The 15,326-nt window shown below is 36.9% G+C and carries 13 protein-coding genes; 1 reads left to right on the top strand and 12 read right to left on the bottom strand.

The genetic code is table 11. The annotated features are described in order from the left end of the window. Positions 1 to 28: 28 nt before the first annotated feature. From DJ93_RS14200 to acpS, 6 genes are all read right to left on the bottom strand, one after another. Complete coding sequence (locus DJ93_RS14200; protein WP_042981491.1) at positions 29 to 2,197, bottom strand: Tex family protein; 2,169 nt, start codon at positions 2,195 to 2,197, stop codon at positions 29 to 31. A gap of 67 nt (positions 2,198 to 2,264) precedes the next feature. Continuing rightward, on the bottom strand, positions 2,265 to 2,615 hold the full coding sequence (gene ndoA, locus DJ93_RS14195) for a type II toxin-antitoxin system endoribonuclease NdoA (RefSeq protein WP_000635965.1): 351 nt from the start codon (positions 2,613 to 2,615) through the stop codon (positions 2,265 to 2,267). 4 nt (positions 2,616 to 2,619) lie between these two features. Then, positions 2,620 to 2,907, bottom strand: coding sequence for an antitoxin EndoAI (locus DJ93_RS14190; protein ID WP_000004571.1), 288 nt, complete (start codon positions 2,905 to 2,907; stop codon positions 2,620 to 2,622). Positions 2,908 to 3,209: 302 nt separating this feature from the next. Then, positions 3,210 to 4,379, bottom strand: a complete 1,170-nt coding sequence (gene alr, locus DJ93_RS14185) for an alanine racemase (RefSeq protein WP_042981490.1) — start codon at positions 4,377 to 4,379, stop codon at positions 3,210 to 3,212. A 121-nt stretch (positions 4,380 to 4,500) separates the two neighbouring features. Beyond that, on the bottom strand, positions 4,501 to 5,451 hold the full coding sequence (locus DJ93_RS14180; protein ID WP_042984204.1) for a LolA family protein: 951 nt from the start codon (positions 5,449 to 5,451) through the stop codon (positions 4,501 to 4,503). A gap of 156 nt (positions 5,452 to 5,607) precedes the next feature. Further along, a complete protein-coding gene (gene acpS / locus DJ93_RS14175) occupies positions 5,608 to 5,967 on the bottom strand; it encodes a holo-ACP synthase (RefSeq protein WP_042981489.1) in 360 nt (119 codons plus the stop codon). 92 nt (positions 5,968 to 6,059) lie between these two features. On the opposite strand from acpS, the gene DJ93_RS14170 reads away from it, so the two are divergent. Continuing rightward, entirely contained in the window at positions 6,060 to 6,632 is a 573-nt protein-coding gene (locus tag DJ93_RS14170) for a rhomboid family intramembrane serine protease (protein ID WP_042981487.1), read from the top strand. Here the strand turns inward: DJ93_RS14170 and uvsE are convergent. The 6 genes from uvsE to DJ93_RS14140 all read right to left on the bottom strand — a co-directional run bounded on the left by uvsE (position 6,625) and on the right by DJ93_RS14140 (position 15,165). Continuing rightward, positions 6,625 to 7,587: a UV DNA damage repair endonuclease UvsE gene (gene uvsE / locus DJ93_RS14165; RefSeq protein WP_042981486.1), complete on the bottom strand. Its 963-nt coding sequence runs from the start codon at positions 7,585 to 7,587 to the stop codon at positions 6,625 to 6,627. The two genes, DJ93_RS14170 and uvsE, sit on opposite strands and share 8 nt — an antisense overlap. 92 nt (positions 7,588 to 7,679) lie before the next feature. Continuing rightward, on the bottom strand, positions 7,680 to 9,287 hold the full coding sequence (gene cshA / locus DJ93_RS14160) for a degradosome RNA helicase CshA (protein ID WP_042981485.1): 1,608 nt from the start codon (positions 9,285 to 9,287) through the stop codon (positions 7,680 to 7,682). Positions 9,288 to 9,592: 305 nt separating this feature from the next. After that, the gene (gene murF, locus DJ93_RS14155; RefSeq protein ID WP_042981483.1) at positions 9,593 to 10,969 is read right to left on the bottom strand and encodes a UDP-N-acetylmuramoyl-tripeptide--D-alanyl-D-alanine ligase; all 1,377 of its coding nucleotides are present in this window, start codon (positions 10,967 to 10,969) and stop codon (positions 9,593 to 9,595) included. Between the two features lie 60 nt (positions 10,970 to 11,029). Beyond that, a complete protein-coding gene (locus tag DJ93_RS14150; protein ID WP_042981481.1) occupies positions 11,030 to 12,118 on the bottom strand; it encodes a D-alanine--D-alanine ligase in 1,089 nt (362 codons plus the stop codon). Positions 12,119 to 12,369: 251 nt separating this feature from the next. Continuing rightward, positions 12,370 to 13,644: an MDR family MFS transporter gene (locus DJ93_RS14145; protein WP_042981480.1), complete on the bottom strand. Its 1,275-nt coding sequence runs from the start codon at positions 13,642 to 13,644 to the stop codon at positions 12,370 to 12,372. A gap of 105 nt (positions 13,645 to 13,749) precedes the next feature. Beyond that, positions 13,750 to 15,165 carry a branched-chain amino acid transporter BcaP gene (locus tag DJ93_RS14140; protein ID WP_042981479.1) on the bottom strand — a complete coding sequence of 472 codons (1,416 nt, stop codon included), beginning with the start codon at positions 15,163 to 15,165 and terminating at the stop codon, positions 13,750 to 13,752. Between the last annotated feature and the right edge of the window lie 161 nt (positions 15,166 to 15,326).

Raw genomic sequence — 15,326 nt, 5'->3', positions numbered from 1 at the left:
GAGCAGTTCTATCTGCTCTCTTTTCTTACTACTCAATCGGTAACATTGATAATGCAACACGACCTTTTTTCATATCAATATTATCTACCCATACCTTTACAATTTGCCCAACAGAAACAATATCGAGTGGATGCTTTACAAATTGTTTGCTTAATTTAGAAATATGTACTAAGCCATCTTGCTTCACACCGATATCAACAAAGGCACCGAAATCAACAACATTCCGAACCGTTCCTTCTAACTCCATACCACGCTTTAAATCTTCTAATTTTAAAATGTCCTTTTTCAAAAGCGGTTTCGGCAATTCATCCCTCATATCTCGCTCTGGACTAATTAAAGCATCTATAATATCAACTAATGTTGGTTCACCAATCTCCGTCTCCTGAGATAATTTAGAAATATCTACGCCCTCTAAACTCTTTTGCAAATGCGGTTTCCCTACATCACTCTTTGATAATCCCAAGTTTTTTAGTAACAATTCTACATTTTTATATTGTTCCGGATGAATACCTGTGCGATCTAATGGATTCGCTCCTTCTAATATACGTAAAAATCCAATACATTGCTCATATGTTTTTGCACCTAAACGAGGAATTTTCTTTAACTCAGTTCGCTTCGTAAATTTTCCTTCTTCCTCACGCTTAGCTACAATATTTTTCGCAACTGCTTTTGATAGCCCTGAAACGTATTGTAACAATGCAACTGAAGCCGTATTTACATTAACACCCACTTGGTTAACCGCTGTCTCTACTACAAATGTTAATGATTCATTTAATCTTTTTTGTGATACATCGTGCTGATATTGTCCTACCCCAACCGATTTAGGATCAATTTTCACAAGTTCAGCAAGTGGATCTTGTAAACGTCGCCCGATAGAAACCGCACTTCTTTCTTCAACTTGTAAGTCCGGAAACTCTTCACGAGCTAAATCGGAAGCTGAATATACACTAGCACCTGCTTCATTTACAATAATGTAAAATACATCCCGCTGCACATTTTGCAGCACATCTACTATAAATTCTTCTGTTTCCCTGGAAGCTGTACCGTTTCCAATTGCTATCATTTCTACTTCATATTTATCTATAATAGAAAGAACTTTCATTTTCGCATCCTCATATTTCCGAACAGGTGGATGCGGATAAATAACACCAATGTGAAGAACTTTCCCTGTATCATCCACTACAGACAATTTACACCCTGTTCTATATGCCGGATCTACTGCTAATACCACTTTCCCCTTCATCGGAGGCTGTAACAATAAATTACGTAAATTCTCAGAGAAGATATGAATCGCTTGTTCTTCCGCCGTTTCAGTCAATTCTTTACGTATTTCTCTTTCTATCGAAGGCTGAATCAATCGCTTATATCCATCTTCAATCGCTACTTGTACATAATCCGCGCTTTTAGAAGCTTCATCACGAATTACTTTTTTATGTAAAAACTGAAGAATTTCTTCCATTGGCGGGATAATAGAAACTCTTAGTACATCTTCCTTTTCACCACGGTTCATTGCTAACACGCGATGTGGCACTACTTTTTGTAACGGTTCTTCATATCCATAATACATTTCATATATATTTTTCTCGTCTTTTTCTTTATCTTTTACAGATGAAGATATGATTCCTTTTCGGAAAGTAGTATTTCGAATCCAACTGCGATAAGCTGCATCATCCGAAACAAGTTCTGCAATAATATCTTGCGCACCTTGCAACGCATCTTCCGCAGATTGTACTTCCTTTTCCTCATTAACAAATTCCATTGCCTTCTCTGTTGGATCTTCTTTTCTATATAACAATAACCATTTAGCTAATGGTTCTAGATTCTTTTCTTTAGCGATTGTCGCTTTTGTTCTTCTTTTTTCTTTATATGGACGATATAGATCTTCCACTTCTTGCAACTTTGTAGCAGCAACAATAAGGCGGCGTAACTCTTCCGTTAGTTTTCCCTTTTCACCAATAAGACGAAGAACCTCTTCTTTCCTATCTTCAAGTTGCATCATGTATTGCCATCTTTCTAAGATTGTACGAATTTGCACCTCATCTAAAGAGCCTGTCCATTCTTTACGGTAACGAGCAATAAATGGAACTGTATTACCTTCTTCTGTTAATTGAATAACATGACGAACTTGCTTTTCTGTAAAGCCTAATTCTTTCACTAACACTTTCATTAACGCTTGTCGATTATCTACCATTTCCATATACAACCGTAACCTCCTCTATAATAAAAAAAGTTGCTCCGTAAAGAGAGCAACTTAAACTGCCGATTTAAAAATCTATTAGTCCTAAACTAATTTGTAGAGCTTCATCTACACGACTCATCATCACCTCATCTAAATGAGTGATTTTGTCCGTTAAGCGTTGCTTATCGATTGTTCGAATCTGCTCGAGCAAGATAACAGAATCTCTCTCAAATCCGTACTTTTTTGCATCAATTTCCACATGTGTGGGCAATTTCGCTTTCTGAATCTGTGCAGTAATAGCCGCCACAATCACAGTCGGACTAAAACGATTTCCGATGTCATTTTGAATGACAAGAACCGGACGAACGCCTCCTTGCTCAGAACCAACAACTGGGGAAAGGTCTGCAAAATACACGTCGCCGCGTTTTACAATCAAAATATTACCCCCCGCTAACTAAGCGTTCTACTGTATGAGCTGCTTCATACTCTGCTAAGAAAGCTTCCGATGCAATACCAAGATTAATTTTTCCCATTTCAATGTACCCACGTCGCATTGATTCATGTTGGTAGCGTTTCTTCGTCTTATGTTGACGCAATAACAGTTGTGTTGCCTGGCAAATTAGTTCATGGCGATTCTTATTCTCTTGTTTTCCAATTCCGTCCAATTCCGTTACCACTTGCTTTGGCAACCGAACCACGATTTCAGTAGTTACACTTGATTCGGACACAAAAATACACCTCCACCGTCAACTACACACCCAAATATATATGACACCTATTGTAATAATACCATTGTATGGAGCCTGTTGCAAAGACTTCCTTATTCCTTGCTTATGTTTTCCAATTCACAAGTAAAACATTCATTCTCTTTAATTTTTCATCTCTTTCTAACAAAAAATGAAGGAATATCTCCCGCAGAAGTATATTACTTATGTTACTTTTATCGAATCGACTTTCCATCAGTGGATAAGGTCCCTTATCCACTGATGGAAAACCCTTAAATCATAAGAAGCATCATAAAAAACATCTCTTATAAATTATTTAAATAATTTATAACCTCTACAACTTTACCGTGCCGAATGAATATACGCGGAACGCGGAAACTTATCGTTGCAATAATTTCATAATTAATAGTACCTGCATATTCAGCAACCTCAGTTGCACTAATATATTCATCACCTTGTTTACCTATGAGTGTAACTTTTGTACCAAGAGGAACTTTACAAGGAAGATGTATCATAAATTGATCCATCGTTACTCTTCCTACAATCGGTACTCTTTCTCCGTTTACAAGCACCTTAAACCCTTGCATTCTTCTAAGCCATCCATCTGCATATCCAATTGCAACAGTAGCAATCCATTCTTCGGTTCTCGTCCGATAAGTGACATTATAGCTAATCCCATCACCTTTAATTACCTCTTTAATATGAGCAACTTTCGTATGGAGTGATAGCGCTGGTTCCAACTTAAATGGTAAAAACGGGCGTATTTCTACAGATGGTGATAACCCATACATCGCAATACCAATTCTCACTGCATTAAAGGTAATCCCTTGGAACCTTAAAGTTGCGGCACTATTAGCTGTATGAATAAATTTAGGATTCACTCCAAATTCTTTTAGCCAGCTTAACTGCTCTAAAAACGTATTATATTGCTTATCAAAGTAAGAAGTTTCTACTTCATCCGCTGTTGCAAAATGCGTATAGACTCCTTCTAACTTTAGAAATGGCGCATCTTCTAAGCTTTTTAAAAAACACTTTAATTCTTTACGTTTACGGATTCCAATTCGCCCCATACCACTATCAAAGTTAATATGAAATTTCATCGAACCGGAACCATCCCAAAGTTTTATCGCATCTTCTACCCATTCTTTTTGGAAAACAGTTAATGCCACATCATTTTCAGCAGCTACATTCACATCACGAGGAGGCGAAGGACCTATCACTAAAATCGGCGCAGTAATACCAGCTCTTCGAAGTACTAGCGCCTCGTCTAAAAAAGCAACCGCCAATCTTGTCGCACCCGCTTCTAATGCAGTTCTTGCTACTGGTACATAATCATGTCCATATGCATTTCCCTTCACTACAGCAAAAATTTCTACATTACTCGGAATAAATTCTTTAATATGCGTTACATTGTTATAGATTGCATCTAAGTCCACTTCCACCCAAGTATCACGGTAAAACGGTGATTCTTCCATAAAAAAACACTTCCTTATATACGATATGCGAAGCTTATTCTTTTATATGCGTCTTTTTATGAGATCCATTCCTCAAACCAAGAAAAGACGTGGTGCATATATATCACCACGTCTAAAAAGTTTACTTCACCTGCTTCGCTGTAACAGAACGAGCAACCATTAACAACTCATTCGGCTCTAAACCTTTAGACACGAGCATATATTCTACTCCGTTATGCGACCATGTTAAAGAGTCTTTTGTCAATGCACCAATCGTGAAACCAAGGTCCACTAACTCCCCACTTACACTTACAGCTGACGAAGCTTCCGCAACTTTTGCCTTTTCTTGTATTAAAGTGAAGGATTTCTTATTTCCAGTGTATGTGAGTATCGCACGCTTGCCACTGTCTGTCTTCAACTCTTTCTCTTCTTTTAAAACCATACCTTGCGGGGTATCAAGCGGATATAAAATGGCAAACGGTTTTTCTTCTTTTGCTGTTGTCTGAACATCAACTTGCGCTCTAGACATATTTTGTTTCGTATCAAATGCACTCTTATCAAACTTCGCATCAAACTTTACTTTAGAAAAATCTACCTTCACAAGAACATTTTGATCATTATCCATTAATTTTACAGAAACAGGTGTTAGATCACTTTTATTTAGTTTAATCTCTTGTTTAGGTAACATATTTTGATGTTGATAATTTGTTTTCGTTTTAAACACATAGTATTTATCTGTCTTCTCAAAAGATAGGTCCTTCTTATCTTGCAAAATGTCTCTTACAAGGGATTCATACAAGTAAGCCTGGCTGCTATTTTGTGGCCAATCACTCTGAAAACGGAAGCTCTTATTAAGTGCTGGCGTTAACACAAACACACCTTCATCATTTCTTAAAATAATTTGACTCTGTTCCTTTTTCTCATTCTTTAAATTCACACGATAATAAGAAGGCTCTTTATGCCAAATCTCCACATTATACTCCTGTGGTTCATTTCCCGTTTTAATAGATAGTTTTGCTTCAGCTTGATAACTCTTCATGCTCTTAACTTTAGATTCTAAATCTCGCAAAACATCTTCCTGTTTCTTTTCCATACAACCTGCTAACACAAAAACGGTCAATAAACCGACAATAACTAAAAATAGCCGCCTTTTCATCACTTCAGCCCCTTTGTCCCTATAAATGAATGGAAGATAGCTCTTCCTTATCGCTACCTCAAATATATGAGACAAAGATATAAAATATGCAGACTAGCGTGACGAGCTTTCTAAAACAACTTGAGCAACAGCAAACTCTTTACTATGACTAATGGATAAGTGAACAATATGTTCTGTATTTGCAAGGAGAATGGGTTTCCCTCTATCATCATTTCTTATTTCAATATCTAAGAAACTCACTTCTTTCCCAATACCAGTTCCGACTGCTTTGGAATATGCTTCTTTAGCTGCAAATCTTCCCGCAACAAACTCTACAAGGCGACTTCCTTTTAATCCTCCAGCAACATCACGTTCTCTCTCAGTCAAAATACGTTCCATAAATTTAAGCTTTCCATCTAGCATTTTTTCAATTCGATTTAACTCAATAATATCGATTCCAATCCCTACAATCATTTCAAAATCCCCTTCTTCTATTTAGCTTTCTTCATTCATATTGTAAGAATAACAGAGAATCTTTCTGATGCAAAAGGAGTGATACTAACAACATGCTAATCCCATCCACTCGTATTTCCTTACAACCCATCGTGTTCTCTTTACTTTGTATACAATTAATTATGATTATATTAGGCGAATTTCTCTTTTCTTCTACCGCGGCCTATAATGAATATATCGCTAAAGGAGAATGGTGGCGTTTCATAACTTCTTTATTTATACATGTAGACTTACAGCATTTTCTTGCCAATAGTATTTGTTTATTCATCCTTGGCTCTTCTATTGAAAAAGAACTAGGTCACTTTTCCTTCATCATTATATTTTTCATTTCTGGCATTAGCGGAAATATTTCTTCTTATATTATTATGCCCCTAGATTATATTCACGCCGGAGCATCTGGTGGTGTTTTCGGATTGCTCGGCGCACAACTGTTCATGTTATATAGCCGGTACCGCTCTTCTAAGCCGAAAGAACTCGCTATTTTTTCAACAATTATACTTATATTACTTCTCTTTACCTTCTTTAATCCTTCTGCCAATCCCATTAGTCATTTAACTGGGTTATTAATTGGCGGCATTTGCACCCCTTTTTTAACAAAAAAATTTGATGGTGCAGAGCTTATTTAATGTAAAAGCTCGCACCATCAATAATATCCACTTCACTTTTCTTACTTAAATCCCGCATTAATTGAAATAAAGATTCATCCTTTTTCTTCGCTTCAATCATACAATCAATTTGCGAGACACTTCCTTTTATCTTCTTTAAAAAAGATAAAAATGCATCTGCATCAATAAAATCCGCATGTGCTCTCGGGTCATTCCCCTCTCTCGGACTAGAAATATGCATTTTAACTGGTAACAAAGATGTTTCCCACGTATGAACAACGCGTGCCCAATATTCATGCCAATCTTCTCCATCGTTGTTCATCATATGATGATGTAAGTCAAACACAACTGGAATCTCTAATTTTTCACCTAAATACAATGTTTCCTCCAAAGAAAAGGTTGTATCATCATTTTCTAACATAATCATCTCTTGAATACCCCTAGGAACACTTGACCAACTTTCTATAAAACGCTCTAATGCAATTTCTTTATCGTTATAGCCACCGCCAACATGTAATACGCAGCGATGTTTCCGCTGTATCCCCATACCTTTTAATAATTTCAGGTGCATTTGCAGCGTTTTCACGGATTGTTTAACAATATTTTCTTCAGGTGAATTTAGCACAACGAAATGATCTGGGTGGAAATCAATTCGCATGTTCATACGAATTGCATATTCACCTAACTCTTTCAACTTCTCCTTTAGGGGCCGAATATAATTCCAATCTAACAATTCTTCATGGTTCGCTAAAGGTATGAGTTTGGAACTCAGCCGAAAGAAGGATATGTTATGCCCTTTATTATGTTTTAATAAGCGCAAACAATTATCTAAATTAGAGTTAGCAATTCTTTCAAGCTTATGAATTGCAGCCTCTCGATCGTTAATCTTTTGAAACTGCGCATATGTCATCGTTTGAGAAGGAGATGCATTTTTCACATGCACACTCATTGCTACATAACCAAGTCTTACGAGCATAGAACACCTCTTTTCCATACAATCTATTATGTAGTATGTACAATTACAAAAATAAAAAAAGAGGATAACCCTTTTGGGCATCCTCTTTTTTATTAAGCTTGTGGCTTACGGCTATGATGTTTTCTTTCGCCGCGTCCATTTGAAGATCCAGGGCGACCTTGACCTTCACCTCTACGACCACGGTTACCATCACGGTTACCATCACGGCTACCATCACGATTGCGATCACGGTTACGACCATCGCCACCACCGCGTCCATCACGATTGCGATCACGGTTACGACCATCGCCGCCACCGCGTCCATCACGACTACGATTGCGGTTACCATCACGGTATCCGCCTCCGTTACCACCGCGTTTTTTAGAACCGCCACCTCTTGAAACAACTGGTGGTTCTGATGTTAAAGCGATTGGTGTTGTATCTGGCTCTTTTGTCATCATTTTTAAAGCAGCAGCTACTACTGTTACAGAGTCATTCTCTTCTAACATTTCTTCTGCAATACGCTTGTAGTATGATAAGTTATCATTTTCAATTGTGCTTTGAAGTTTTTCAGCGATTAAACGTTGTTGACCTTCTAATGCCTCGTCAAGTGTCGGTGCATCCATGCGGTCCATCTTACGTTTTGTTGTACGCTCGATATTTTTTAATTGTCCTGATTCACGTGGTGTTACAAATAACATTGCAATACCTTTTTTACCTGCACGACCAGTACGGCCAATACGGTGAACATATGATTCTGGATCTTGTGGAATATCGAAGTTATATACGTGTGTTACGCCTGAAATATCAAGACCACGTGCAGCAACGTCTGTTGCAACAAGAACTTCGATAGAACCTTCTTTAAATTTACGTAATACAGACATACGTTTCGCCTGAGTTAAATCACCGTGAATACCTTCCGCAGCATAACCACGTAAGTTTAATGCCTCTGATAATTCATCAACACGACGCTTTGTACGACCAAATACGATTGCAAGCTCTGGAGATTGAATATCTAATAAGCGTGTTAATACATCAAACTTTTTCTTTTCTTGCACTTCTAAATAGAACTGCTGAATGTTTGGCATTGTTACTTCTTTTGCTTTTACTTTAATGTGTTGAGGTTCAGTCATGAAACGCTCAGCAATACGACGGATTGGATCTGGCATTGTCGCTGAGAATAATAATGTTTGATGCGTTTCTGGCACATCTGTTAAAATCGCTTCAATATCTTCAATGAAGCCCATGTTTAACATTTCATCTGCTTCGTCAAGAACAACTGTCTCTACGTTTTGTAAGCGAAGTGTTTTACGGTTAATATGATCTAAAATACGACCCGGCGTACCAACAATAATGTGTGGGTGTTTTTTTAGAGCACGAATTTGGCGGTTAATATCTTGACCACCATAGATTGGTAAAATACGAACACGTTTATGTTTACCAATTTTGTATAGCTCTTCTCCAACTTGAATTGCTAATTCACGCGTTGGCGCGATAACAATACCTTGAACCGATTCTTTATGTGTATCCACTTTATCTAATAGTGGTAATCCGAATGCTGCTGTTTTCCCTGTACCTGTTTGCGCTTGCCCAATAATATCCTTACCTTGCAATGCATGTGGAATTGTTTCAGCTTGAATCGGTGTAGCCTCTTCAAAGCCCATACTTTCAACAGATTGCAGTAAAGACTCACTTAATCCTAATTCTCGAAATGTTGTCAATGTTACTTCTCCTTTTCTATCCTATACTTATCATTTAAAAAAAGGCGTTTTCCGAATTTGCGGAAAAGCCCTTTTCCTGAATGCTCACGTATATAAACGGGCGTATATTCTTCGCGAAAATACTTCTAAACGTTATTACACTTTATCAATTATAAGTTTTGTATGTGTAAAAAGCAAACCCAACTGTTACCTTATTTTCATATTCAGGGCTTTTTTCTTCACTTTTATTTTTTTATATTTACTGTAAGCGCTTATTATAAGTTTCCTCTATTTTCGTAGCTATCATCCCTATTTATATACACCAATTATTTCAACATCGTAATTACTTCTTCTAATTTCATACCGCGAGATGCTTTTACTAATACAACATCTTTCACAGCAACTACTGCTTGTAACTCTTTTACTAGTTCTTCTTTATTATCATACGCCTTTACGCGTTCTGCAGAAAAATTAATTTTTGCTCCTTCAGCAATTTGAGCCCCTAATCTACCGAATGTAAATACATATGCGATCTTTGCTGGGTCAATTAATTTTCCAACTTCATAATGAAATTGAACTTCTTGATCTCCAAGCTCTAGCATATCACCAAGTACAACGATTTTTTGAGCAAACCCATCTAAACCGTTCATTAAATGGAATGCCGCCTCCATAGCTGTCGGACTTGCATTGTAAGCATCATTGATAATTGTTAATCCACTATCCGTTTTTACAATTTCCATACGCATGCCCGTCATTTGAAGTGTTACTAAACCTTGTTTCATTTCTTCCCACGTTACACCAAAATGTTTCGCAATTGCCATTGAAGCAAGTGTATTATACACATTATGTTTCCCTAACACTGGTAAGTAGAATGAAATATTTTCATCTCTATTCATTTTAAAATGTGTCCCAGTTGCCTGTAATGTTACAGTCGTTGGATAATAATCATTTGCTCTAGCATCACCAAACGTAACTGTTTCAGCTATTAAATTCATTTCAGGAACACGATTCGTTAATAACGGCTCATCTCCGTTATATACGAACACTCCACCTTCTTGTAATCCTGTCACAATTTCTAACTTCGCTTCAGCAATTGCCTCACGAGAGCCTAAGTCCATTAAATGTGCCTCACCAATGTTCGTAATGATAGCTGCATTAGGACGAGCTAATTTAGATAAGAATTCAATTTCCCCTCGGCTTGACATACCCATTTCTAATACAGCTACTTCTGTATTTTCTTCTAGGTTTAAAATAGTAAGAGGTAACCCGATATGGTTATTGAAGTTTCCTTCTGTTTTTTGAACTTTGAATTTAGTCGCAAGAAGGCTTGTTACAATATCTTTCGTAGATGTTTTACCGTTACTACCTGTCACACCAACAACTTTAACATCCAATTGATCGCGATAGTTTTTCGCTAACATTTGTAATGCCGATAGCGTGTCTTCTACAAAAATAACCGGAAGATTCTCAGGCGGATTCGCTACATCTTTCATCCATAACGTCGCCACAGCTCCATTTTCAATGGCTTTATCTACAAAAGCATGTCCATCGAAACGTTCACCTTGAATCGGAACATACAGGTTTCCTTTTTCGATTTTTCTCGTATCAATAGACACTCCCTGTATAGTAATTCCCTCATACCGCTCTGCTAATCCCGTACCATTTATCATCTGTTCTACTTGTTTTAACGTTCGATTTATCATGAAAACACTCCTTACATAGAGGAAGCACTATTCCTTCGAATAGTGCTTCCTCCTTTTTTGTTAGATTGTATATTTAATTTTTTGTTTTTCTTCGTGACGCTCAATCGCTAAACGAATTAGCTCTTCGATTAACTCTGGGTATGGTAATTCAGTATGTTGCCATAATAAAGGGAACATACTGAATGGAGTAAATCCTGGCATTGTATTTACTTCATTAATATATACTTCCCCATCTTTTGTTAAGAAGAAATCAGCTCGCGTTAAGCCTGCACCATCTAATGATTGGAATGCAATAATTGCATCTCGCTTAATTACATTAGATTCTTCTTCTGTCATTTCAGCTGGAATAATTAATGCTGTATCGCCATCGATGTATTTCGATTTGTAGTCATAAAAATCTTTTTTCGGTACAATTTCACCTACAACTGAGCATTTCGGCTCATCATTACCTAATACACCAACTTCCACTTCACGACCCACAATATTTTCTTCTACAATAATTTTACGGTCAAATTGGAATGCCTCTACAAATGCATTCTCTAGCTCTTCACGATCTTTACACTTATTAATACCAACACTTGAGCCAAGGTTTGCTGGTTTGACGAAGCAAGGATATCCTAATACTTCTTCTACTTTTTCATAAGCTGTTTCACGATCTTTTTCCCATGCGCTGCGAATGAAAGATGCATATTTCGCTTGCTTTAAACCAGCTTCTGCAAAGATATTTTTCATAACCACTTTATCCATACCAGCAGCTGATGCTAATACACCGTTCCCTACATATGGAATGTTCATTAATTCTAATAATCCTTGTACTGTTCCATCTTCACCATTCGGTCCATGTAACAATGGGAAAATAACATCAATTGCATCTTCTTGCTTAGAAGAAGCAGTTGGGATAATTTCTGTACTTAATGATACAGGAGAAATTGCATTTTCTTCTCCGTTCATTTGTAATGCTTGAACACTTGTTACTTCGCCTTCAATGCGTTCGCCACGCATCCATTGGCCTTGTTCTGTAATATAAATTGGATGAATCTCGAATTTGTCTTGATTTAATGCCTTAATAGCAGCAAGCGCCGTTTGTAATGAAACTTGATGCTCCGCTGATTTTCCACCATATAATAAACCTAATTTAATTTTCGTCAATGAAATCACCCTAACCAATTGTTTTCATTTTTCTATTTTAGCACTTTTTATAGAAATAGGTAGTTCCTATTTGAAATAAAATGCAACTTCCACAAATAATAAAAAGACACCACTTATTGGTTTTTTCCATTTTCTACGTGTATTTTTTTCATCAACTAGTAAATTGAATCTTTAAAGTAAGGTTATAATACGATCTAGTTATGTACCTAAAATATGAAATAACTCTTCTTTTTGTGTATGTCATCTATTTACTATGAAGATTGTTTTGTTAAAGTTCCCTTTTGTCTTTGTTCAACTAGTCGATCTAAAGATATATAAATAACACCTGCGACTACACACCCAACACCTAAAATTGTAAATAAAAGATGCCCGAGCATTCGATCCAATAAAAGCCCGCCAAGAAGTGGTCCAAATGCATTTCCTGTAATCCATTGTAAACTTGCTGCTCCCATATAAGTTCCTCTTAAATGTTCTGGAGCCAAATTCGCTACGAACGTCATCTGTACGGGCGACATAATCATCTCACCTAACGTATATACAGCATATACAAACAGTAACGTTATGAAAATAATTGTAGCGTTTGCTCCACTCATCCCAAACCACTTCGGTAACCATCCAATGAAGAACAAGCCAATCCCAAATAAACAAGCCCCATATAACATCGTCTTTCCAACTGGTTTATCTGTTGCCCATTTCGAAATTTGGAATTGAAATAAAACAACTAATGAACCGTTTAAGGCCATTAAATATGGATATAGATTATTTTTTCCAAATATATCTTTCATTTCATTATCAAAGTGAAGCGGCAACATCCCCTCTGTTTGAGAAAATCCCATTGAGATAATGATACCCGCTAATAAATATATCATTAACGCTTTGTCCTGAAATACAATTTTCCAAACTGCCCCTGTTTTTTCTCCTTTATTCTCCGGATTTTTATCCATAACTTTCGGAATCGTTTCTTGAATAAGGACTAACACAATTAGCGCATAAAACAGCATTGTAGATGAAGCAATAATAAACACAAGATTTTTTGAAAGCACAACTACCGACGCCCCCATTATCGGCCCAATTGCAGCGCCAATATTATGTCCCATGCGCAATAAACCGTATGCCTCTGTTCTCTTTTCAGGTGCCGTTACATCCGCAACCATTGCTGATGCCGCTGGATGAAATAATGAATTACTGAGTCCTAAAAAAATAGATAAAATAGCATACGGAATAAACCCTTCTATAAATAAAAACCCAAGCATTAACAACGCATTACTCGCCATTGAAAATATCATTATTGGCTTCCTTCCATATATATCAGCAATTCTCCCACCAAGAAGAGAACCGAAACTTGCCGCAATCGGAGAAAGCGCCATAATAACCCCTACTTCCAATAATGAATCTACCTTATCTTTCAAATATAATGCAAAAAAAGGCATTAACATCATCATTGCAATTCCATTCAATGTTTCGCCAATAAATCGAATCCATATGTTACGATCCATTTCTCGTAGCTCTCGCCATGTATTTCTCATATCTTCCCCCCTAATTCACCACACATTATCTTATAACATTTTTAGAAAAGTGTAAATTTTCAAAACAAAAGATCCGTTCTAATCCCATTAGAACGGATCTTTTTCTTATAAATTCGCTACATCTTCCTCTTTTTTACTACTATTTAAAACACTACGCTTTCTACTATATGCGAAATAAACTACTACACCGATAACCATCCAAACACCAAAGCTTATCCAAGCTGTTCCTGATAATTGAAGCATCAAATATAAGCAAAAGATAACTGTTAATGCTGGTAAAAATGGTACGAGTGGCGCTTTAAATGCCCTTGGTAAATCTGGATGCGTTTTTCTCATTACAATAACTGCAACAGCAACAAGCGCGAATGCCGATAGCGTCCCCATATTTACAAGATGTGCTAAAACATTTAAATCTATTAGTCCTGAAATAAGCGCTGCAATAATCCCTGTTGTCCATGTATTTAAAAATGGCGTTTTAAATTTCGGATGAACTTTAGCAAGGCGCTTCGGTAATAATCCATCTCGACTCATCGCATATGAAACACGAACTTGCCCATACATCATAACTAACATTACAGTTGTAATTCCTGTAATTGCTCCTACTGAGATCACTCCTGCCAAACTATCTTGTCCAATAAATTGAAGTGCGAAAGCAACTGGATCTGATATATTCAACTGACCGTATGGAACAATCCCTGTCAAAATAAGTGAAACAACAATGTAAAGAACCGTACAAACTAGTAACGATGCAATAATTCCAATCGGCAAATCGCGTTGTGGACGCTTAACTTCTTCTGCGGCTGTTGATACAGCATCAAATCCAATGAATGCGAAGAAAACTGTAGCTGCTCCAGCCATTACACCATCTAAGCCAAATGGCATAAAAGGTGTCCAATTTTCAGGTTTCACATAATTAAATCCAGCGAAGATAAAGATGAGAACAACTGCTAGTTTAATAAATACCATTATATTATTTACACGTGCACTTTCACGAACACCTCTAGATAAAAGTACTGTCATAATTAAAATAATAAGCACAGCGGGTAAATCAATCAGTCCACCCTTCCCTGTCCCGGGGGCAGAAGCTAAAATGGTCGGAATGTGAATGCCAAATCCTTTTAATAACGATTGAAAATAAGCAGACCATCCGTTTGCTACAGCAGATGTAGCCAATAAATACTCGAGCATTAAATCCCATCCAATTAAGAATGCAAATACTTCTCCCATCGTCGCGTACGTATACGTGTAAACACTCCCTGAGACAGGAACTGAAGAAGCAAATTCAGCGTAACAAAATGCAGCAAAGGCACAAGCTAATGCAGCTATAGCAAATGATAATATAATAGCTGGTCCAGAATGTTTTGCTGCTACAACGCCAGTAAGAACAAAAATACCAGTTCCGACAATCGCTCCGATTCCAAGCATTGTTAAATCAAGTGCCCCTAACGTTCTCGATAATGTCTTCTGTTTACTTTCTTGCATTAACGTTGAAATCGGCTTTTTTTGAAAAATTTGCTTCATACTATGCTCCTCCGTGTTTTAAATTTTCTGAAAATTTATGATTTGCATTTTTATTTTACTCACGACATGTTTTTTAGTCAATACTTTTGTCGAAATAAACAGAAAAATATATCATCACATAGAACAAACTCATACCTTTCCTTATAATCATTTCCATTGCA

The organism is Bacillus clarus (genome assembly GCF_000746925.1).
GTDB classification, from domain to species: Bacteria; Bacillota; Bacilli; order Bacillales; family Bacillaceae_G; genus Bacillus_A; species Bacillus_A clarus.
The sequence above is the reverse complement of the archived record's forward strand: the minus strand, read 5'-3'. Positions and strand labels throughout refer to the sequence as shown.

Bases quoted from the DNA above. Each gene is read 5' to 3' on its own strand.
- DJ93_RS14200 (WP_042981491.1), bottom strand. From the start codon at position 2,197: ATGGAAATGGTAGATAATCGACAAGCGTTAATGAAAGTGTTAGTGAAA.
- alr (WP_042981490.1), bottom strand. From the start codon at position 4,379: ATGGAAGAATCACCGTTTTACCGTGATACTTGGGTGGAAGTGGACTTA.
- DJ93_RS14180 (WP_042984204.1), bottom strand. From the start codon at position 5,451: ATGGAAAAGAAACAGGAAGATGTTTTGCGAGATTTAGAATCTAAAGTT.
- acpS (WP_042981489.1), bottom strand. From the start codon at position 5,967: ATGATTGTAGGGATTGGAATCGATATTATTGAGTTAAATCGAATTGAA.
- DJ93_RS14170 (WP_042981487.1), top strand. From the start codon at position 6,060: ATGCTAATCCCATCCACTCGTATTTCCTTACAACCCATCGTGTTCTCT.
- uvsE (WP_042981486.1), bottom strand. From the start codon at position 7,587: ATGCTCGTAAGACTTGGTTATGTAGCAATGAGTGTGCATGTGAAAAAT.
- murF (WP_042981483.1), bottom strand. From the start codon at position 10,969: ATGATAAATCGAACGTTAAAACAAGTAGAACAGATGATAAATGGTACG.
- DJ93_RS14145 (WP_042981480.1), bottom strand. From the start codon at position 13,644: ATGAGAAATACATGGCGAGAGCTACGAGAAATGGATCGTAACATATGG.
- DJ93_RS14140 (WP_042981479.1), bottom strand. From the start codon at position 15,165: ATGAAGCAAATTTTTCAAAAAAAGCCGATTTCAACGTTAATGCAAGAA.